The organism is Cetobacterium sp. ZOR0034 (assembly GCF_000799075.1).
In the GTDB taxonomy this organism is placed as follows: domain Bacteria; phylum Fusobacteriota; class Fusobacteriia; order Fusobacteriales; family Fusobacteriaceae; genus Cetobacterium_A.
This window is the reverse complement of the sequence record NZ_JTLI01000062.1, coordinates 1-13208: the sequence shown is the minus strand read 5'-3', so window position 1 is coordinate 13208 and position 13208 is coordinate 1. Positions and strand designations below refer to the sequence as shown.

At 26.6% G+C, this 13208-nt stretch carries 13 protein-coding genes and 1 CRISPR repeat array; all 13 genes read left to right on the top strand.

Features of this window, described 5'->3' with window-relative positions; all coding sequences use genetic code 11:
• The first annotated feature begins 149 nt into the window (after positions 1-149).
• The 13 genes from L992_RS13575 (at position 150) to L992_RS10765 (ending at position 11631) form a co-directional block, all read left to right on the top strand.
• Positions 150-299, top strand: a complete 150-nt coding sequence (locus L992_RS13575; RefSeq protein ID WP_156110690.1) for a hypothetical protein — start codon at positions 150-152, stop codon at positions 297-299.
• On the top strand, positions 289-687 hold the full coding sequence (locus tag L992_RS10820) for a hypothetical protein (RefSeq protein ID WP_047396232.1): 399 nt from the start codon (positions 289-291) through the stop codon (positions 685-687). Before L992_RS13575 ends, L992_RS10820 begins: the two co-directional genes overlap by 11 nt.
• Positions 680-1174, top strand: coding sequence for a DUF2628 domain-containing protein (locus L992_RS10815; protein ID WP_047396229.1), 495 nt, complete (start codon positions 680-682; stop codon positions 1172-1174). The genes L992_RS10820 and L992_RS10815 overlap by 8 nt, the downstream gene beginning before the upstream one ends.
• A 1-nt stretch (position 1175) precedes the next feature.
• Complete coding sequence (locus L992_RS10810; protein WP_047396226.1) at positions 1176-2102, top strand: toxin-antitoxin system YwqK family antitoxin; 927 nt, start codon at positions 1176-1178, stop codon at positions 2100-2102.
• Between the two features lie 27 nt (positions 2103-2129).
• On the top strand, positions 2130-3581 hold the full coding sequence (locus L992_RS10805; RefSeq protein WP_047396223.1) for a hypothetical protein: 1452 nt from the start codon (positions 2130-2132) through the stop codon (positions 3579-3581).
• A 154-nt stretch (positions 3582-3735) separates the two neighbouring features.
• Positions 3736-4227 (top strand): CRISPR-associated protein Cas4, encoded by a 492-nt coding sequence (cas4, locus tag L992_RS10800; RefSeq protein WP_231549788.1) that lies wholly within the window; start codon positions 3736-3738, stop codon positions 4225-4227.
• A 14-nt stretch (positions 4228-4241) separates the two neighbouring features.
• Positions 4242-5234, top strand: a complete 993-nt coding sequence (gene cas1b / locus L992_RS10795; protein WP_047396221.1) for a type I-B CRISPR-associated endonuclease Cas1b — start codon at positions 4242-4244, stop codon at positions 5232-5234.
• Between the two features lie 3 nt (positions 5235-5237).
• On the top strand, positions 5238-5519 hold the full coding sequence (cas2, locus tag L992_RS10790; RefSeq protein WP_047396218.1) for a CRISPR-associated endonuclease Cas2: 282 nt from the start codon (positions 5238-5240) through the stop codon (positions 5517-5519).
• A 72-nt stretch (positions 5520-5591) separates the two neighbouring features.
• Positions 5592-6302, top strand: a complete 711-nt coding sequence (gene cas6 / locus L992_RS10785; RefSeq protein WP_047396215.1) for a CRISPR-associated endoribonuclease Cas6 — start codon at positions 5592-5594, stop codon at positions 6300-6302.
• Between the two features lie 12 nt (positions 6303-6314).
• Positions 6315-7685, top strand: coding sequence for a type I CRISPR-associated protein Cas8a1/Csx8 (cas8a1, locus tag L992_RS10780; protein WP_052193979.1), 1371 nt, complete (start codon positions 6315-6317; stop codon positions 7683-7685).
• Positions 7685-8584, top strand: coding sequence for a type I-B CRISPR-associated protein Cas7/Cst2/DevR (gene cas7i / locus L992_RS10775; protein WP_047396211.1), 900 nt, complete (start codon positions 7685-7687; stop codon positions 8582-8584). The genes cas8a1 and cas7i overlap by 1 nt, the downstream gene beginning before the upstream one ends.
• A 2-nt stretch (positions 8585-8586) precedes the next feature.
• Positions 8587-9450: a CRISPR-associated protein Cas5 gene (cas5, locus tag L992_RS10770; RefSeq protein ID WP_047396208.1), complete on the top strand. Its 864-nt coding sequence runs from the start codon at positions 8587-8589 to the stop codon at positions 9448-9450.
• Between the two features lie 48 nt (positions 9451-9498).
• The gene (locus tag L992_RS10765; protein WP_047396205.1) at positions 9499-11631 is read left to right on the top strand and encodes a CRISPR-associated helicase/endonuclease Cas3; all 2133 of its coding nucleotides are present in this window, start codon (positions 9499-9501) and stop codon (positions 11629-11631) included.
• A gap of 280 nt (positions 11632-11911) precedes the next feature.
• Positions 11912-13135: direct repeats of the CRISPR family, unit length 30 nt; unit sequence CTTTTAATCTAATCAGTATGGAATGTAAAT.
• Positions 13136-13208: the final 73 nt, after the last annotated feature.

Sequence of the window (13208 nt, the reverse complement as noted above, 5' to 3'; positions counted from 1 at the left end):
AAATAAAATTTAAAATTATGATGGAACGCCGTGTGCGGTGAAAGTCGCATGCACGGTGTGGAGCAGGGGAAAAGGTAGAGATAACTTCAAAGCCTTACCTATTGCTATAAACTTTAGAGAGTAGTACAATTTATTTATCGGATGAAAATGTGTATAGATTTAAAAGATATTATCCTAATGGTAACATAAGAGAAGAGGGAGACTATATTTATGAAGATAATTATAACAATGATATCTCTTGGATAGGAGAGCATAATTTTTATTCAGAAGAAGGAGAATTGATAGAATATGAAAAATAGTATAAGTTATTATCCAGAAGGAAATATGAAGGAAGAGCATGGATATGATGAAGATGGTAGATTAATATTTTCGAATTTCTTTAAAGAGAATGAAAAGTTAGAGTGTAGTTTAGATTTTGATGTTGCTGGTAGAGTTGTTGAAAAATTTATTTATAACGATATAGGAGACTTGGTGTATCAAGAGATTAATGATTATGACGAGGAACTTTATGTAAGAGAGTTATTTACCTATTTAGAGGATGGTTCTTTTATTGTTAAGGTATATAATATTGAGTACAAAGATTTAATGCTTAACTCAGATGAAATTATAAAAAAATATAATTCTGTAGAAATAAAATACTATAATAAATATGGACAATTTCAAAAGAAGGAGAGAGAAGATGAGTAATTATATAAAATCAAATCAAAAAAATAAAGAGTTCTTAGAAAGTAATGAGGAGAAATTATTAAAGTATATTGATAAAAAAGGAGAGTACTATCTAAATATTTTTAAAGGACCAAAAAATAAAACTAATTTCTGTGCCTTATTTTTAGGTCCATTATGGATGGGATATAGACGAATGTATTTTGAAACTTTTATTGTTGGTTGTTGTGTTGCTTTATTAGGTTTTATAGCAATGATGTATGAGTTTTTCTCTTTCAAAGTAATCTCTAATTCTACTATTAGAGGTTTGAATTATGCTTTAATGGGACTGATGGGATTTTTTGGTAACTATATCTATTTTTTATCTTTAAAAAGAAGAATAACTAAAGGTGATGAAAAAAAAGGAGTTTCAAAAATAGGAATTTTATATGGATTTATTTTAGGTGTTTTAATGCCAATGGCTATAGCAGGAGTAGCTGGAATTATTTTAATGCTTTTATTGGGAGAGTAATGTGAAAAGTTCAAATAAGAAATTAATAGTAGGAATTGGTATAGCCATTTTTATATTTTTGACATCTTTCACATCTAAAATTAAAAGAAGAGAGGGATATAGAGGAGTATATCCCTCTCTTAATTTTAAGATGAGTAGTAATAGCACAGAGGGAACTTTATATATTGTGCTTGGAATGACTTTAGAGCCTTTAGCAATTCCTGTATATATGGTAGATAGAACATCGTCATTTCTGTATGATACAATTCTTTTTCCTATAGATTTATATAGAGATTATAAAGCTAGTAATGGGAAATTCATTGAATATTATGAGGAGGATTTTAGAGTTGAGTGGATTGGAAGAGAAAAAATAAAACCACTCTATACGGATAAAAAAAGATTGGAATATACTTTGAAAAATGGAAAATACGTAGGCGAATATCATGAATATTTTGAAGATGGAAGTATCAAAGAGTTTTCCAACTGGAAAAATGGGAAATTAGATGGAGTGAAAAAAACATATTATTCATCAAAAGAGATTGTAACAGATGAAATGTGGGAAGATGATCGATTGATATCTTTAATTTATTATGATTCTGATAGGAAAGTATTAGCTAAGATTTCAAATGATGTTTCTTCAAAGATATTTTTAAAAAAAGAGTATGAGCATTTAAAAGATGTTACGATAGTTCAAGTTTTCAAATATGATTCTCCAATTACATTTTATGTTGATGAAGTTAATAAACTTGGAAGTGGTATATGGATAAAAACACAAAATTTTAAAAATGATAGATTAATTTATGAAGTTATGGATACTTATGTTGGTGATAAGAGAACAGGATCTAAAGAGGTAGAGTATTCAGAAGATGGAGCTATTATCTATGAGTGTGTTTTAAATGAAGATGAAGAAAGTGAGTTATATAAAAAAAATTATAAATCTGATAATTAAATAATAATTTATAGAGATGAGGGGAAAATGGGAGAACTTTTAATAATTACATTTTTTATTATTTTTTTCTATCTATGCTATGTTTATGATAGTTTTTATTTTGAACCGGTGACTAAGGAAAAATTGGAAAGTGTTAAAGAAACTAAGGAGATTTTATCTAAAAAAGATTTGCTTTTATTGAATGGAATTTACAAAAATATATTCTTATTAAAAAATAAAGGGACTGTGACTATTTTAGAAGGAGAGGTCAAGAAAAAAGATAGAAGTTTTCGTGGGAAATATGGGATTAAGTACAGATACTCTTTTGACTATATCAACGATTGGAAAATAAATATTTTTAATTCTCATTTTATAAATAAGAATGAGTTCTTTTTAAAAGAGAATGATGCTGTAACTTTAAAAGGAGTTATACATTCAGGAAGTTTTTATGTTATTGAGATAAATGGATTTAATATTTTAGATTATGTTAAAGAGATTAAGAGTTTTCCGACAGAAAAAGATAAAACAGATCCAATTTTTAGTAACCTTATTTTATCTTTTATATTTTTATTGGTTGCATTTTTTAATCCTTTTTCAAAACTAACGATTATATCTACTTTGTGTATTGTGGTATGTACTATTATTTTTAATTTAAATGGTCTGTTTTTTTCAAAACTATATAAAATTGGAGAAAAATTATGTAAAGTGGAATATTTTCCAACTTTTTCAATAGATGATGTTATAACAAATGGAAAGTTAACTACTAGAGTTAGTCGGCTTAGATGTATTGAAATATCTACTTTATTAACGTTAATCGTTTGTTTAGTTTTTTCTTTTAAAGCTTTTAAAATCTATAGTGATGGCCTACATAGAGGTACTCCAAAAGAGATAGTTATTACGAGAGAGAAAGAATATAGTTTTTCAGATTTTGAAATAGGAGATAAATTAATTCTAAAAAATGTTCAGGCTATGTCAGATGAATCTACAGGAACAATCTATCTTTTAAGAAAGGAAAACTCTACCGAAGATAATGAGGTAGTAACTCGTCTTAAAGAACTTCCACTATATCCTTTGAGAAATGAAAGCGTTATTCAAATGGCTGATGTTTATAGTTTTTATGAACAAGAGATTGAATTTTTAAAAGAGCGTAGAGAGATTAGAAAAAATGATTTTATGTTTAAGATAGATTTGATACCTGAAAATGTAAGACGCTACTATACTTTTTCGACTGGAGGTGTCAGTTACGATTTATTAAAAAGAAATTCAAAACAAATTTTAAAGTTTGTAAATGGAATCGAGTTTAGTACGACAGGAGTTATAACAAAGAAAAATAAAATGACTAAAATAATAACGTTAGATGCCTCTAAAAAAGATTTCGGTGAAAAGGAGTTTCAAAATTTAAAAGAGATGTTTAAGATTTATATTTTAATTGTTCTGTTATATTTATATCTATTTTTTATGTATCTATATAAATATTGGTTTGTAAAAAATAAATTGTAGATATCTGAAGATGTTTAGAAAGAATTAAAAATTATAGATATATTTTTTTATAAACTTAAATGAATTTAGAGAAAATAGTAATTTCTGAAAATAAAAAAGGAAATTTAAGTATTGGTCGAAGTGAATAAATAGATTAAAATTAAAGGAGGGGGAAGTGCATAAGATAACAGGGATTATGTTTTATTATTATTTCGTTTGCAAAAGAAAACTTTGGTTATTTTCAAAAGATATATCGTTTGAAGAAGAGAATGAAAATGTCATTTTAGGAAAGCTTTTAGATGAAAGTTCATATTCTAAAGAAGAGAAACATATTATGATAGATGAAACTATCAATATTGATTTTTTAAAGCGTTGGGAAGTCTTGCATGAAGTTAAAAAGAGTAAAAATATAGAAGAGGCAAGTATATGGCAAGTTAAATATTATTTATACTTTCTAAAAAACAAAAATATAGATGTAAAAAAAGGAATAATTGATTATCCTAAAATTAAAGAGATTCAAGAGGTTACTTTAGAGGAAGAAGATATAAAAAAAATTGAAAATATTTTAGAAGAGATAAAAATTATTTTAACATCTGAATCACCACCAATCTTTAAAAAGTTACCTATTTGCAAAAGTTGTGCATATTTTGAATATTGTATGTGTTAGGAGGAATTTTAAATATGAGTGAAAGTTACTATCTTTTTTCAAATGGAACATTAAGTAGAAAAGATAATGTATTTAGATTAAAAACACCAACAGGTGAATTTAAAGATTTAAAAATAGAAGTGGCTAGAGATATATATGTTTTTGGAGAGTTAACATTAAATACTAAATGTTTAAATTATATGGGACAATTAAATATTCCAACTCATTTTTTTAATTACTATGGATTTTATACAGGGAGTTTTTATCCTAAAGAAACAAAAGTATCAGGAGCACTTCTTGTTAAGCAGGTTGAAGCACTTTTAGATGAAAATAAAAAAATGATGCTAGCTCAAGAGTTTATAGTAGGTGGAGCTCATAATATTTTAAGAAATTTAAAGTATTATAACAATAGAGATAAAGATTTATCTGAAACAATTTCAAATATAGAGTTTCTCGTAAAAGAGATTAAAAAAACAAAAAGTGTTCAAGAGTTAATGGGAATAGAGGGAAATATTAGAAAACTATATTATGATTCTTGGAATAAAATTTTTAATAAAGAAGTGGAGTTTGAAAAAAGAGTTAAAAGACCACCAGATAATATGGTAAATTGTTTAATATCTTTTATTAATACCTTAGTTTACACAGCAACATTAAGTGAGATTTATAAAACTCAATTAAATCCAACTATTAGTTACTTGCATGTTCCTGGAGAAAAAAGATTTTCTTTATGCTTAGATATTTCTGAAATATTTAAACCTCTAATAAGTGATCGAATGATTTTTTCACTAATAAATAAAAATATTATTACAGAGGACGATTTTGATAAAGAATCAAACTTTTGTTACTTAAAACCAAAAGCAAAGATGAAAATTTTAAAAGAATTTGATGAAAGAATGAAAACAACCATTAAACATAGAGATTTAAATAGAAATACAAGCTATAGACATCTATTGAGATTAGAGTGCTATAAATTGATAAAAACAATAGTTGAAGATGTACAGTATAATTCATTTAAAATGTGGTGGTGATTTATGTATATAATTTTAGTTTACGATATATCCTTAGATAATCCTGAAGGTAGTAAGGTTCTTAGAAACGTTTTTAAGATTTGTAAAAGGTATCTTACACATATTCAAAACTCTGTTTTTGAAGGAGAGTTAACACCACCTCTTTTAGAAAAGCTTCGGTTAGAGTTAAAGGACTATATAAGAGATGATTATGACTCGTTAATTGTTTTTGAAAATCCACAAAGTAAGAAGTTGAAAAAACATTTTTGGGGATTAGTTGATGAGAAAACCTCTAATTTCTTTTAATAGTCAAATAAAGATTTGACTTAATAAAATCAGCATGCTATTTTATAAATAACGATGAAAAGGGGGGATTATATGAGATTAGAATTAAATTTTATAGTTGAAAAGAACGAAATACCAATTGAGTTTAGAAAAACAATAGTGTCATTTTTCAAGAGTGTAATTGAAAATTATGACAAAGATTTATTTAAAAGTTTATATGATATAGGAAAAGAAAAAAGAGTAACCTTCGCACCATTTTTTACACCACTTCAATTCAATAAAAATAGTATTTTATTAAAAAGTAATAATATAAAAGTTATATTTTCAACAGAGGATGAACTTTTGGGATTGCATTATTTTAACGCCTTTTTACAAAATTTAGAAAATTCATATACATTTAAAAATAACAAATTAACTTTAATAAGAGCAATAAAAATAAAAGAGAAAAAAATAGAAAATGATAAAGCAATTTTTAAAATTTTATCACCTTTAATTATTAGAGAGCAATTAAATGAAGATAAAAGCTGGTATCATCTTTTAGATGAAAAAGGAATAGAAGTTTTAAAAAGAAACCTATTAACTACACTTAAAGGAGAGTTTCCAGAAAAATATTTAGTAGAGTTAGAAATTTTTCCTTTAGAAACAAAAAAAGTAGTAACAACATTTTATGGAATAAAAATGCAAGGAACACTTGGTATAATTGAAATAAGAGGAAGAAAAGAGATTTTAAATAGTCTGTATAAGAGTGGAGCTTTAAGTAGTAGAAAATCAATGGGGTTTGGAATGTTAGATATAATTGAATAGGGGGGCTGTAAGATGGCATTGATAAAATTAGAGCCTTTAGATTGGAGATATAGCTCAGCGATAGTTGGAATATCTAGATATTTAAGCTATCACTCTTGTGATTATATCTTAACTGAAGACTATATTGAATTTGAAGATGAAGATATTTTTGAAGAAAGATATTTAGAGTTTGTTGAAAAATATTTTAAAGAATCTATGCACCACATAGCTATTCTTGAGAATTTAGAAATTAGTTATGATGATGAAAGTAAAGAAACAGAAAGAGTGAAGCTGATCAATGAAAAGTTAAAAGCTAATACAATTTTAAAAAATTTATTTTCTAAGATTAAGTATGATGGAGAGAACTCAGAAGAGATAGTAAAAGTTATAGAAGATAATAAAACTGAAATTATAAAAAATACTTATAAAGGTGGTAGAAGTTTATACTATAATTTTTGTAATCCAAATCAACTTCTTAATAAAAAAGGAAAAGTTTGTCGTATAAATGGATACTCAATTGATATGGGAAAAAAATCTAAAGGGAATTCATATAAGCAGGATGCGAAAACATTTGTATATAACGATAGTGAGTATTTTGATTTTATACCATTTGGTTTTAGTAAGGATAGAGAGGCATTTTTTATTAATTGTAACGTAGATTTAAAAAAAATGGTGATGGTTAATAATGTAGATTTTAGACCAGAAGAGAGAAATACTTTGAGATCTGAGATACTTTTGAATTTAGGAACAGCTAATTCAAGAATAGAATTTGATGTTGAAGTAATTGTTAAAGATAGAGAAAAAGATTTCTTTGAGACGCTATTTATTCGTCAAGAAGCTATAGATATTTTTAAAAATATAAGAGAGGAAACCAAAGTAGCTTTAAAATATCCTTGTAATATTGGAAAAATAAGTGGCTTTTCATCTTCTGAATATATTCCAGTAGAGAAAATAGTAACAGATAGCATTTTAAATCTATTGTCGTTAGATAACTTAATTGAATTTTTATTAAAAAATGGAACTAAAAAATATTTAGTGAGTCATTTAATCTCTATAAATATTTTGATTTATAAGGGGGTAAAGGAGATGTATTATCAATATAAACAAGCTCGTGAAGATGCGGCAAAAATAAGAGTGAAATTACCAGAGAATAAAATTAGAACTTATGAACAAAGGTTAGTAACAGCAATATCATTAAAAGATTATGATAGAGTTAAAGAGGTTTTACTTCATCTATCATCAACAGCACAGTTACCGATAAGAGCATTAATTCCTTTGTGTTATGACTTTGAAGCAAATAAAAATTTGGCTTACATATTTATAAATTGTTTAGGAGATAAAGAGGGGTATTCTGGAAAAATAGATTTTGAAAGTAATCAAAAGAATGAAGAGGGGGCAAAATAATGGAAAAAAAATCTTTAACACTAACTGTAGTTGCAAATATGACATCTAATTATGGAGAGGGGTTAGGAAACGTTTCAACTGTTCAAAAAATTTATAGAGAAGGAAAAGTTTACGCAACAAGAAGTAGAGAGAGCTTGAAAAATGCAGTTATGGTTCAAAGTGGAATGTATGATGATTTAGTGGTTACAGTAGATGGAGCAACACAAAAAGATGTTTCAGAAGAAAGAAATGTTAGTAATTGTAGAGCTTTAGAGGGTGGATATATGAATACCGCTGTTGGAGCTAAAAAGCAAACGTATATTAGAAATAGTTCATTTTACTTTACAGATGCAATAGCTTGTGATGCTTTTAGAGTTGATGCTAGATTCCATAACAATCTTTATTTAGCGACAACTTATGCAGAAGCTAACAATATAAATCTTCAAGAAAAAGGTGGAGCAAAATCTTCTGGATTAATGCCATACAACTATGAGTATGATAAATCTTTAAAAATATATTCTTTGACAATAGATTTGAGTATGATAGGAAAAGATGAAAATTTTAAAACTGAATCTAGTGTGGAAGAAAAAGTAGAGAGAGTAAATAGAATCTTAGATACTATTCAGAATTTAAGCTTAGTTGTAAAGGGTAATTTGGATAATGCAGAGCCAATTTTTGTTGTGGGAGGATTATCACCAAGAATGACTCATATATTTGAAAATACAATAAGAGTAAAAGATAATAAACTTCATATAAGTAAGGATTTGAAAAATAAAATAGAAGATGGGTATTATGTTGGGTTATTAGAAGGAGATAATTTAGATAATGAACTAGAGATTGTAAATTCATTAAATCCAATTTCTGTTGGGGAAGTGTTCAAGAAGTTAAAAGATGATGTAAAGAAATATTATGGAGTTTAATTATGGAGCTTCTTAGAATAAAATTAACTCAGAGTAAAGCCCATTATAGAAAAGAGGAAAGTATTGACAATAGAATGACTTATCCACTACCACCATATTCAACAGTCATAGGTGCATTGCATAAGGCTTGTAGTTATAGTGAGTATCATCCTATGGATATATCAATTCAAGGAAGATATAAAAGTTTATCTAGAGAGGCTTTTACAGATCATTTATATTTAAACTCTGTTATGGATGATAGAGGCATTCTTGTGAAAGTCCCACATGAAAACTTACATTCAAAAGGATTTGTAAAAATTGCTGAAGCAACGAAATCACAGGGGAATAGTTTTAAAAATGAGATTACTATATTTGTATATAATAGAGAGTTACTTGATGAGTATAAGAGTTTAAAAGAGAATGATCCTAAAAATAATGAATTAAATAAGTATAAAAGTTTAGTAACGTCACTAAAATATTATGAAGTACTAAATGAAGTTGAGTTAGTACTTCATATATCTAGTGATGTTGAGACTTTAGAGGAGATTAAAAAAAATATTTATAATCTGAAGTCAATTGGAAGAAGTGAAGATTTTGTAGATGTTGAAGAGTGTGAATTTGTTCATATAAAAGATATTGATGAAGAGATAGAAAGCCAATATTCTGGATATTTAAAAATTGAAAATATCAGAAATGATAATGTTTTTTCAAGAACAGATACTCATGATATAGGAGGAACACTATATTTTTTAAATAAAGATTATACGATTGTAAAAAATCAGAGAATTTTTAATAAAAAGAAAGTAGTGTATTCTTCTAAATACAAAATTGAAGAGATTAACGAAGGTATACTTTACGATGGTGAATATATAATTGATTTAGTATAAATATAAAATTTAATTTAACCAATATGGAAGAAAAAGTGGGGGGCGTTTATGAATATTCAAGAAATTTTAAGTAGGTCACTAGCAAAACCATTAGAAACAATAAGAGAGCACACAGATAAAGTTAAATCTAGAGCTGAAGAGTTGAGAGAAATGAAGTATATTTCAGAAAATCAATATAGATTGTTAGAGTTAGCTTGTGAATATCATGATTACGGAAAGTTAAATCCAGAGTTTCAGAATAGAATAAAAAATAAAACTAAGTTTAATAACGAAAAAGAAGTTGGTCATAATATATTATCAACTTATTTTATAGATAAAAATAAAATAGAGGATAGAGAAGAATATTTAAAAGTTCTTTATGCAGTATTAAATCATCATTTTTACACAGATAATCTTCAAGTTTTGGAAAATGAAAAGAAATTATGTTTAGATTTGTTGAAAGATTTTGAAGTTCAGAAAATAACTTTAAAAGATATAAAACAACTAAAAAGTAATATAGATGAATCATTTGATGTATTAACAGGACTCTTAAATAAGTGTGATTATTCAGGAAGTGGAAACTATCCGATTGAGTATTTGAATAATTTTTTATTAAAGTCATTAGAGGAACTAAGTTATTCTTGGAATGAATTACAAGAGTATTGTATTGAAAATAGAGATGAAAATTTAATTGTTATAGCTAATACAGGAATGGGTAAGACTGAAGCTGGATTGCTGTGGATAGGAAATAATAAAGGTTTTTTTATATTGCCATTAAAAACAGCTATAAACTCTATATATAAAAGAGTAAGCCAAGATTTAATAAAAAGTGAGATTGAGAAAAGAGTTGTGTTACTTCATTCTGAAGCAGTTGATTATCTATTTTCAAATACGAATGATAGCTATGAAAGTATAAAAAATTATATAGGAGAGGGAAAAGCACTTTCTATTCCATTGACAATTTCAACACTTGATCAAATTTTTAATTTTGTATTTCTATATCCAGGGCATGAGGTAAAATTAGCTACTTTGAGTTATTCCAAAGTAGTATTAGATGAGATTCAGGCATACTCTCCGGATTTGTTGGCATATATAGTAATAGGGCTCAAAAAAATAAAAGATGTTGGAGGGAAGTTTGCAATATTAACAGCTACATTACCACCATTTATAAAAGATTGTATTGAAAAAGAGATTGGGTCTATAAAGTATGAAAAATTTATAAAAGGTGACGATAGACACAATTTAAAAATAGAAAATTCAGAAATAGATGCAGATTTTATATATAGTCATTATGCAGAGAATGGTGGAAAAACACTAGTTGTATGTAATACTGTAAAAAAAGCTCAAGAGATTTATAAAAAATTAAAGGAGATTGGTATTAGAAAAGAGGAGATAGAGTTATTACATTCAAAATATTTAAAAAAAGATAGATTAGAAAAAGAAAAAAAGATATTAGAGTTTGGAAAAACAGAGGTCATAGGAAATAAAATTTGGATATCTACGTCTTTAGTTGAGGCAAGTTTAGATATTGATTTTGATTTTCTTTTTACTGAGCTAAATGATTTAAGTGGATTATTTCAAAGATTAGGTAGGGTGAATAGAAAAGGGAAGAAATCTGTTGAGAGAACAAATGCTTTTGTTTTTACAGAGATTAATAAAAATTTATTTATAAATGGAGAAAAAGGGTTTATAGATAAAGATATATTTACATTATCAAAGTTGGCTTTAAGTGAGGTTGATGGAATACTTTCTGAAGAGGAAAAATATAATTTGATTGAAAAGTATTTAACTTCAGACAATTTGAAAAAATCAAGTTTTATGGATAAATTTAATGGAGATAAGAATTATATGAATCAAATTTGGAGAGGAAGGTTTGAGAAGGAAGAGGTGGCCAAAAGGTTTAGAAATATTATATCTTATAAATGTATTCCATATAAAGTTTATGAAGAGTATCAAGATATCATAGATGAATTGGTAGATAAGTATGAAACTAGTGAAGGGGTTGAAAGAGAGGAAGCTAGGATAGAACTAAATATGTATACTTTAGGACTTGGGATATATGAAAAAGGGAAAAATGCTACCTTAAAGCAATTAGGAAGAGAGATAGTATATTTTGTAGATGGAGAGTATTCATATGAATTAGGTTTTGAAAGAGCTCAAAAAGAAAAAGAAGAGGGAATATCTTTTGATAATTTCGTTTAAAAAATCTTTCGGTTATGAAAGAGGTTTAATCTTTGAGAAAACCTATTGAAAGTTTTTAATTTGAATAGATTATCTTATATTTATTGGAAATAAAATTTACACGTCTGTCGACCTAGAATAAGTCAAAAATATAGGGGATTCGACAGATTAAGATAAAGCTCTTTAATTGAGGATGGTTTAAAATTTGGGTCTTTTGAGTAAGAAAAAAATGAAAAAATATAATTGTTCGACAAAATGAACACTATAATGTATATTATAGAGAAAAGTTATATTAGTATGGCTTTTAATCTAATCAGTATGGAATGTAAATAGTATCGTCGACAAAGTACCATGCTCTTGATATGCCTTTTAATCTAATCAGTATGGAATGTAAATATGAAAATTTTCAAATTCTTTTCTCCAATAATTTTTCTTTTAATCTAATCAGTATGGAATGTAAATGATTATGATGATGTGTATATAGCTGGAAGAGAGTTCTTTTAATCTAATCAGTATGGAATGTAAATGACTCTTTCATTTCAACAAGTTTCTCTGACATCTGCTTTTAATCTAATCAGTATGGAATGTAAATATCGATGAAACTAGTTGGTAGTTAGCTTCTAGAATTCCTTTTAATCTAATCAGTATGGAATGTAAATACAGATAGTGCAAAAGAATTTGTAAAATTTTTTAACTTTTAATCTAATCAGTATGGAATGTAAATTTTTGAATCCCAGATCACCGTTTGCAAGTGACATAGCCTTTTAATCTAATCAGTATGGAATGTAAATTAATTAAAAAAATAGGTATGGGAAAGTTTGGTCCTGTCTTTTAATCTAATCAGTATGGAATGTAAATTCATCACTTCTTCCATTAACTTTAAAGCATTTTGTCTTTTAATCTAATCAGTATGGAATGTAAATTTCTTAAAAAGAGAGAATAAATTAGGACCTTACTCCCTTTTAATCTAATCAGTATGGAATGTAAATATCCTTCTTGATGCCTAGAAATACTAGGAATATCTACTTTTAATCTAATCAGTATGGAATGTAAATATTAAGCTCTCTCCCTCTTTTACAACCTTTGTGTTCACTTTTAATCTAATCAGTATGGAATGTAAATATTTACGAGTTTAATGTAGAAAGTGAGATAGATCCTTCTTTTAATCTAATCAGTATGGAATGTAAATATTGTATTTTTGCATACTTCTATAAATTCTTTTTTAGTCTTTTAATCTAATCAGTATGGAATGTAAATTATTCTCGCCTGTTACGTTCAGTATAGCTCCGACCGCTTTTAATCTAATCAGTATGGAATGTAAATGAATATTAAGTCTTATAGAAGAGATTTTTTCATTTATCCTTTTAATCTAATCAGTATGGAATGTAAATACTTTTGTTGCCTTACATTCCAATGTTCTAACAGTGTCTTTTAATCTAATCAGTATGGAATGTAAATAAAGAAAGCATACCAGCTTTCATTCACGATACTGTAACTTTTAATCTAATCAGTATGGAATGTATGTTTGTTGTAAAATAAACATATAACTTTCTGCAAAGAAAAAGTGAATATAAAAAAACCATTGAAAACAGAATCCT